The organism is Aquimarina litoralis, from assembly GCF_019295435.1.
Classification (GTDB): Bacteria; Bacteroidota; Bacteroidia; order Flavobacteriales; family Flavobacteriaceae; genus Aquimarina; species Aquimarina litoralis_A.
In genome coordinates this window covers 48,419-56,925 of record NZ_WEKL01000030.1, presented here as the reverse complement: position 1 = coordinate 56,925, position 8,507 = coordinate 48,419, and the positions used below count along the sequence as shown (strand labels likewise).

Genomic DNA, 8,507 nt, shown 5'->3' with positions numbered 1-8,507 from the left:
GTTTTATTTATGAGTTGTGAAGAGTTATTTTGGAATACTTGATTTGGCGCTTCTCCAGTTGGCATAGCTTCTAAAGACTTTATTAACCAATCTTTGTTGTTTCTAGATTTAGATTTAAAAGAATTGGAAAGGTATTTCATAAAATCAAGATTGTTAGGTCTTTTATAAACTCCATTTGTTATAAATAAATCTTGACGAGTATCGTTATCAAAATCTGCAAATAAGGGAGACCAGCTCCAGTCTGTAGCAGCAACATTGTTGTATAGTCCGGTTTCGTAAAAATAGTTTCCGTCTTGATTTATTTGGAGCATATTTCTTGCATATTGCTTTTTATATCCTTGATTTAGAAGAAAACTTTGCGTGTTATATGAAACATCTCCATCAGATTCTTTCACAATTTTTTCATCATACGGAAGCATGTCTAATGTGATAAGATCGAGATTACCGTCATTGTTGATGTCTGCTATATCGCTACCCATTGAAAATCTACTGGTATATGCGAATGTTTTAGAGAGTTCATTTCTGAAAGTTCCATCACCATTATTTATATAGTAATAATCATCTTCATGGAAATCATTACAGACGTATATGTCATCTAAACCATCATTATTAATGTCTCCAATTGATGCGCTAAGACCGTATCCATTAGCTCCTCCGTAAATCTTAGCTTCTTGGCTAACATCTATAAATTTTTGGTCATCATTTCTTAGTAGTCTATCACCAATATAATCAACTCTTTTCTTTCGAATGTAAGAAGGACCATGTGAGTTTTTTGTGTGTAAAGCATGATTAACAATGTAGACATCTAAATCATTGTCTTTGTCATAATCAAAAAAATAAGCTTGAGTGGCATATCCTTTTAGATCTAATCCGTATTTTTTAGACTCTTCCCTAAATGTTCCATCGCCATTGTTGATGAATAATTCGTTGTTTCCTTGGTATCCTAATATTTTTGAGACTGCACAAACGTATATGTCTAAATATCCATCGTTATTAATATCCACCATTGTAACTCCTGTGTTCCATTCTGAATTACCTTCGGTTCCAGAACTTTTGGAGATGTCTTTAAATTTTAAGTTTCCTTGATTTAAAAAGAGTTTGTTTTTTCCTCGATTTGAAACAAAATAAATATCAGGAAGTTTGTCATTGTTAATGTCTCCAATTGCTACACCACCACCATTATAGTAATACAAATAATTTACAATATTGAATTTTTCGTTTTCCTTAATTTCGTTAATGAAGTTTATTCCGGTTATTGAACGATCTACCTTATTAAGTAAAAAGGATTTTTTATTTGTTGTTTCATTAGAGCAACTAATGATTAACAACGATATGATAAGTTGAGTTATTCTCTTCATTTGTTTGAAGTCTTATAAGAGTTTTAGTTTTGACGGAACTAAATTAAGGTAACAAGAAAACTTACTTGCTAAAATTGTTTTCGTTTTTAATTTGCAAGTATTTATGGGGAACTATAATAGAATTAATTCCTTTGTTTATGACTAGGTAGTTCTTAAGATAAATATTTAAAAACACTGAAAAAGAAAAATCCGAACAAATTTTAATTCATTCGGATTTATTATTTCTCTCACCGTATAAATACAATTAGATCTATAAAGGTGAATCAGTCTGTTTTTAATTTAGATCTCCAGGTAATGGATTGAAGTCAGTTTCAAATGCTGGAACTGGCCAATATTCTAAATAGTCATAATTAATAGTTGCGTTAGTGTTTAGTACACCAGCTGCATCCAATATCCATGCGCCAGTTCTAGAACCTGATGATATACCATAACGTCTAGCATCGTAAAATGATACTGCTCTAAAAAGTAATGCTAGTCTTCTTTCTTTTCTTACTTCTTCTAAAGCATCTGCTTCACTAAGACCGGTTCCTACAGTAGCAGCCAAACCTGATTCTTGAAGTGTTCTTACAGCATCTAAGTGTCCAAGACCTCCTTCAATATCTCCAGTTCTTATTTTAGCTTCTGCTAAGAAAAGTTGGTTTTCTTCGTAGCTACCTGCATAGTACATGGATACTGTTTGTGATCCACTGGATACTATTGCTGATTCATCTTGCCAGAAGTGAGAAGCTCCATACTGTATACCTCTACCTCTTGGATTTGGGAAGTCAAAATCAGCCTCGAAATAAGCAGCTAATCTTTCGTCACCCGCATTGATATCCTGTATCAAACGATCACTTGGGAAATACCAGAATCCTGTTACTACTCCTGGAAGCCAGCTACCATTTAAGAAAGTGTCTTCTGATTTGATAGTGAAAGAATTCGTGTTGTCGCTAATACCACTATTTCCTAATGTGATAACTTCATTCCACTGAGCAGTAGTCATGGCTGCAACTGTCGTGTTGTATACAAGGTTTCTAATTCTTAACGTGTTTACATTTTCCATTAATCCACTAAGTCCCACAGTGTTTTCAATGATAGCTAATTGGAAGTTTCCTAAAAGAGTATCAAAGGCTGCTTGATCAGCTACTCCATTCAGTAAAGTTTCTAACTCACTTAAAATGGAATTTGATTCATTAATAAGATCTGTGTTTGGAACAAATTCATTGTTGATGGTACCTAATCCATCATTACCAATTAGTCCTAATTCAACAATTAGCCCTTGCTCATATAATGATCCAATTTTATGATAACCGTAAGCTTTCCACCATAGTGCCCAAGCTCTGAAAGCATCTAATTCTGATGGTGTTGCATCAGTAATGTTTGGTAATGCTTCAAGTATAGTATTTGCTTGACCTATAGTTCTATAGATATCTCTCCATTCGTATTGAGTAGCATTATCTGCACCAGCTGCTCTCGTGTTTCTAATAGCGATTTCACCTGGTTGTGGACCTCCAGCTGGAGGGGTTACAACAGTACCATCATCAAGGACTACAGAAGATGTTTGGTTTACCCATCTTCCTCCAAAATTACCCCAAGGCATGGTCATAACATCACCCATCGTTTCATGATAACCATAGTTAAACCATAAGTATGGGTTATCTATATGATTATATACTCCTTTCGCAAAAGTTGTTAACCCTGCTTTGTTTCCTAGAGATGCAAGAGATGGAGAGTTAAGATCTTCTGGTTCAATATTAGTATCTAGAATATTATCCTGGCAAGAATATATACCTAGTAAAAGTGTCAATAGTACTGATATTCGTTTTATAGTTTTCATAGTTCAATTTTTTTAAAAAGTTATGTTAAGACCAAAGTTGTAACTTTTCGTGTTTGGATGTGTAAATTCATCGAAACCTCTTTGAAAAGTATTACCAAATGATCTAGCTGCTTCTGGATCTAATCCCTTATAATCAGTTATAGTGATTAAATTTCTTCCAGAAATACTTAAACTCAATTTGTCAAGGAAATTAAACTTCATGAGATTGTTAAGGTCAAATCTTAGAGTGATATCTCTAAAACGTAAGAATGAAGCATCTTCTACGAATTCTGATGTCGGAACATTAGTGTTGTAAAGAGATGTATAATAGCTTACAAAAGCACCAGTTTGAACTGCACCTGTAGGATCTTCAATAGAAATAGGAACTGCTGTGTCTTCATGTAAAGCGTTGTTATATAGCCATTGTCTTGCTCTGTTGTAAACATCTAAGCCTTGAAACCAATCCAGTTGAACTGATAAAGAAACAAAGTTGTTAAATCTGAAATCATTTAAAAATGTCATAACGAAATCAGGCTGAGAACTACCAACTGTTCTTTTGTCTGGAGTAAGTACTACATTACCAGTGTTTTTATTTACAACATATCCAGAACTAGCAACGGTAAAATCATTTTCATCTGCAGCAGCAATAATTCTATTACCTTCAAGATCTGTTTGATCTAGGCTTGTTAGCACTTCAAATACTGAGAAAGAACCAATTTCCTGTCCTTCTTCTAAAACAAAGTTATCTGCAATTACTACAGGTAATCCATTTTCTATTCTATCTAAAATTGCTTTAGATTGTGTATATCGAATTCCAAAATTCCATGAGAATTTGTCAGAGTTGTAAACTGAAGTATTCAAAGAGGCTTCAATACCATCTGAAGTGATATCGTAAGCATTATCCTGAACATTTCCTGAAGAAGAACTTGTAGGAACACCAGCTCCAAAAACAGCACCTTCAGTTTTTCTATCAAAGAAGTTTACGAATCCGTCTAATGAAGAAAACCAAGCATTGTCACTTAATCGAATACCGAAATCAGCACCTACTTCAAGCTCTCTTGAAATTTCCACATCTAAATCTTCATTAGAAAGTGTGCCAGGTATACTTGAGATAGCTTCACTTCCTACTGTTTGTGAATTAAAGGTTAAGATGTTTGCACTAAATAATGGCTGGATACCAGCTTCACCATATGCAGCTCTAAGTTTTAGGATGTTAATATTATCACTTTTAATTAAATCATCGAAGTTGATATAAGCATCCGCTCTAGGGAAAGTAAAGTTTTTACCTGACCCAAATCTGTTGGAATAATCTGTTCTAAAACCACCAGAAAATCCAAATAATCTTCCATAAGTAAACTTTTGGTTTACAAGTACACCATATGTTCTAAATGGAGCTCCGAAAAAGAAATTAAATGTTTTTACATTCGCTTGGTTGATATTAATACTTCCAAAAGGTCCAGCCGGAATATCTGCTCCACTTACACTGGTTTGTTCTAAATTTCTATCTCTCCAGTCAAAATTAACAGTAGTTGTAGATTTTAATGGGATGCTCCAACTAAAATCTTCTTCAAAATCTAAGTTTAAGTTAGCTGATAATAATAAGTTTTGAAAGTATTCCTGAGAAGTTAATTGGTTAATTAAACCTGTTCTGTTACCTCCAATTGTGCTTGCTTGTAAGTGACTATCTTGATTTTCTTGAAAAAATGTAAATACTTCGGTGTAAGTATCATATCCATATTTCAAATTAAAAGATAAGTAATCTACCGGATCGTAAGTAATATCAATATTTGCTAAATAACGAGTAATGTCATCTTGTCTTATTTGGATGTCTCTAAAAAAGAAAGGGTTCGTGGAGTTAGGATCTGTTTCATCTGGAGAAACAGTTAAATCTCCATCACTATTTAAAATGTCAAATCTTACATGAGGAAGGTTTTGAAAAACGTTATTAATAGCGTTATTAGCGTTAGCGTTATCTGTATTTGCACCAGTTGTGTTAGAACTGTTAACAACGTCAAAACGAGTGTTGATTCTTATTTTTTTAGATAGATCAAAACCAAAATTTAATCTAGCGTCATATTTTGTGTATTTTCCTGGAACTAAAACACTTTCTTCTTCTGATCTGTTTCCTGAAACAGCATAGTTGATAGTGTCAGAACCTCCAGATACTGTTATTCCAGTACTTTGACTTACAGCAGTCTCAAAAAGTAGATCCGTAGCATCAAAAGTTTCTTCTGCAAAAGGAGTATCGTTAATTCCTTGTGCTCCTAATTGAGTTCCATTTACATCAACTACATTAGGAACTACAGCTCCATATTGTGATTCGTCATTTAAATCAATTACACGTGTTCCGTCTAAACGTGTTAAAAAGCCTTGAGCATCAGTTTGATAATGGTGAAGACGTGTTCTGCGTTGGTCTTTACCTGTAATCGCATTAGTGAAACCTACGTTAGTTCTAATGTTAACTTTTGGAGCTCCAGCTTTTCCTTTTTTGGAAATGATGTTAATAACCCCATTAGCACCTTGTGCACCATAAATGGTACCGGCAGCTGCACCAGAGATTGTTTCAACTCTCTCTACATTGCTGAAATCAAGATCAGCTAATCTAGAACTAAGGTTGGAAGCTCCACCAATACTGTTTTGGCTTGCTAATACTTGAACTCCATCAATAAGAATTAGTGGTTGAGAAGAATTTAAACTGTTAATTGCTCTTAATACTATATTTTGTTGCTGTCCTGGCTGTCCACTAGTAGACTGGATAATAGTACCCGCAATTTTTCCTTGAAGCGCTTCGTCAACAGATTGTGCTCCTAAAGCTTCTAAATCTTCCGCTTTTACCGAATTTACCGAAACACCAATGTCTCGTTTAGAGGTTCCTGATGCAACTCCCGTTACAACAACCTCATCAAGTATAGCGGCATCTTCTTCCATTTGAACATTAATTGCCGTTTCATTGCCCACGGTAATTAACTTTTTTGTGAAACCTAAATAACTGAAAGTAAGTACTGATCCTTTAGAAGCGTTGATGGTAAAATTACCATCAAAATCGGATTGGGTTCCGTTGTTAGTACCTCTTTCTACTATGTTTACCCCAGGAAGCGGTAAACCTTGATTATCCGTAACTTTTCCAGTTATGGTAGTGCTGTCTTGCGCAAACGAAATTTGCGCTACTAATACTAATAAAAGTACTAGTAGGTGATTTGTGTGTGATCTCATTATAGTTTTAAAAATTTGAATTAGCCAATTCCAAAAATCATAATAAAATCTTAATAAAACAACTTTTATTTAGTAAAAAAATAATTTGCTGTTCAGGTTTAGTTAACATAGAGCGCGATAAAGCTATATGTTTGAGATACTGTGTTTAAAGTGTCTTTTTGATGTTTTTTGTGGTTTGTTTTGATTAAAAAAGAAATTGAAGTAAACAGAAGGAAAAGTGTGTAACTGTCTGTTTTTTAATGTTTTGTTTTGATTTGTTTCTTAGGGTTAAGTTAGGTGTTTTGCTGTTAAGACTTTTGCTTAATTTTTTGTTTAATTGTTAAATTATTGGTTTTTGTTTAATCAACTTTCGTTGTTAACAATTTGAAAAATATATAGGCGGAATTAGATTTTTTTTTGTGGTGAATTCTATGTCACTTAAAAAGTTGCATTCAAGCTAATGTGAACCTTGGTGTTCGAAAATTTAAAATTTGAATCGCTGTTTTTCCCATTAGCAAAAATTAGCCTAAATAGACCGGTCTTCGTGTTTAGGCCTAATCCAAATCCAAAACTGGTTAAGTTGTCAGTCAAATTATTGCTTTCATCTTCAAAATATGAGAAATCTGTTATCGTGTGTACGTAGATGTTTTTAGAAAGTAGGTATCTATACTCAGAGTTGATAACATTAAATAGAGAAGCATTAATACTGTTTTCTTCAAACCCTCGAATTGAGTTAATTCCACCAAACCTAAAAAGTTCATTAAAAAAAAACTCATCAGAGAGAATTATAGCGGTGGAGTTTTTTAGGAAAATAGAATTTCTTTGATTGAGATTAAAAATATAGTTCACATCTATTTTTCCTTTTGCTTGCTCGGTGTTTAGGGTTTCACTTTTTCTTGATCCATATTCAATTTCTATATCGAGACCGTTTTTTACTGGAAAAAGAGGGTTGTTTTGTCGTGTGATCCGGTTAAAACCAATTCCGAAGAATGATGATGAGTAATTGTCTATATTTAAAGAAGGTTGTGGTATATCAAGAAGATCGTCTGATGAAATTGTTTTATATCCTATATAAACATTGTTTTTGTCGTTGATTATGTAATTCAAACGAAATCTTTGCTCAGTAATTAAAAAACTAGAGTCTTTTTTAAAGATATCTAAACCTGCTTCAATACCAATAGGAGTTTTTAGTAGGTAAGGTAAGGATATGTTAGCTTGGAATCTTTGTTGTTCGTTTCCGTCGCTTTTGTAAATTAGATTGAGTCTTTCTCCAAAATTTAGATTGTTGATAAGATTTAGATTTAAGTAGCCATTTAGTTCAAGATTTCCTGATTCGGAGTCGTTTGAAAATCCAAGAAAACCATCGAAGTTGTTAGCGGATTTTTTTTCTAAATACAAGTAAACTTTAGTAGAATCCTTTTCGAATAATACTTCAGGTGGCTTAAGGTTTTTGGCGAAACCTAAATTGTCTATAGTGAGAGATTTTTCAATAATCTTATTCTTTTTAAAAATCTCACCTTTTCTTATTTTACTGTTGTATTTTAAAAAGGAGTAGGGGAACTTAGTGTAGCCTTTTATAATAATGTCATCAATTTTTCTTTCATTGCTTTTGGAACTTACAAGTTTTGCTGAAATTTCATGGTTGTTTTTTTTGATCTCAGTTAGATATAGGTTGCTAAAAGTATTTCCTTGATTTACTAGATATGTGGTTAAAAGTTCTAATGTCTCTTTAGTTTTTTGAAAGGGAATAGTGAAAGTTTCGTTCGTAATGTTAGTTGAAATTTTCTCAATAATTGCTTTTGGGATAGTTTCTTGATTGTATTGTATTGTTATTCTTTCATACTTTCTGTTTAATTCAAAAATTCCTACGAATGAAGTGTCTGAGCTTTTTTTTAGTTCAATTAATTGAGAATCTAGATATCCTGTTTTAAGTAATTTTTCATGTAGGGTTTCTGTTTCGGTTTTTAATTCTAAGTAGTTTTTGAATATTTTGTTATATGTAATGCTATCAATTTTTGAAGTTTCTGTGGAATCTTGTCCTTTTAATTGAAGTGAGATTAAGGAATTCTGTGCATTACAAAATGAATGTATACATATATTAAGGACAAAGATATAAAATGATAACGTTTTCAACTTGCAATTTAATACTGCTAAAATAACGG

The 8,507-nt window shown here is 32.9% G+C and carries 4 protein-coding genes; all 4 read right to left on the bottom strand.

From position 1 onward, the window contains the following. Positions 1-1,358 (bottom strand): FG-GAP repeat domain-containing protein (locus GBO31_RS15865; protein WP_219009337.1); only part of this gene is annotated, 1,358 nt, incomplete at its 3' end. Positions 1,359-1,632: 274 nt separating this feature from the next. Then, on the bottom strand, positions 1,633-3,174 hold the full coding sequence (locus tag GBO31_RS15860; RefSeq protein ID WP_219009336.1) for a RagB/SusD family nutrient uptake outer membrane protein: 1,542 nt from the start codon (positions 3,172-3,174) through the stop codon (positions 1,633-1,635). A gap of 12 nt (positions 3,175-3,186) precedes the next feature. Continuing rightward, positions 3,187-6,366 (bottom strand): SusC/RagA family TonB-linked outer membrane protein, encoded by a 3,180-nt coding sequence (locus tag GBO31_RS15855; protein ID WP_219009335.1) that lies wholly within the window; start codon positions 6,364-6,366, stop codon positions 3,187-3,189. Between the two features lie 417 nt (positions 6,367-6,783). Beyond that, complete coding sequence (locus GBO31_RS15850) at positions 6,784-8,478, bottom strand: BamA/TamA family outer membrane protein (RefSeq protein ID WP_219009334.1); 1,695 nt, start codon at positions 8,476-8,478, stop codon at positions 6,784-6,786. Positions 8,479-8,507 lie beyond the last annotated feature (29 nt).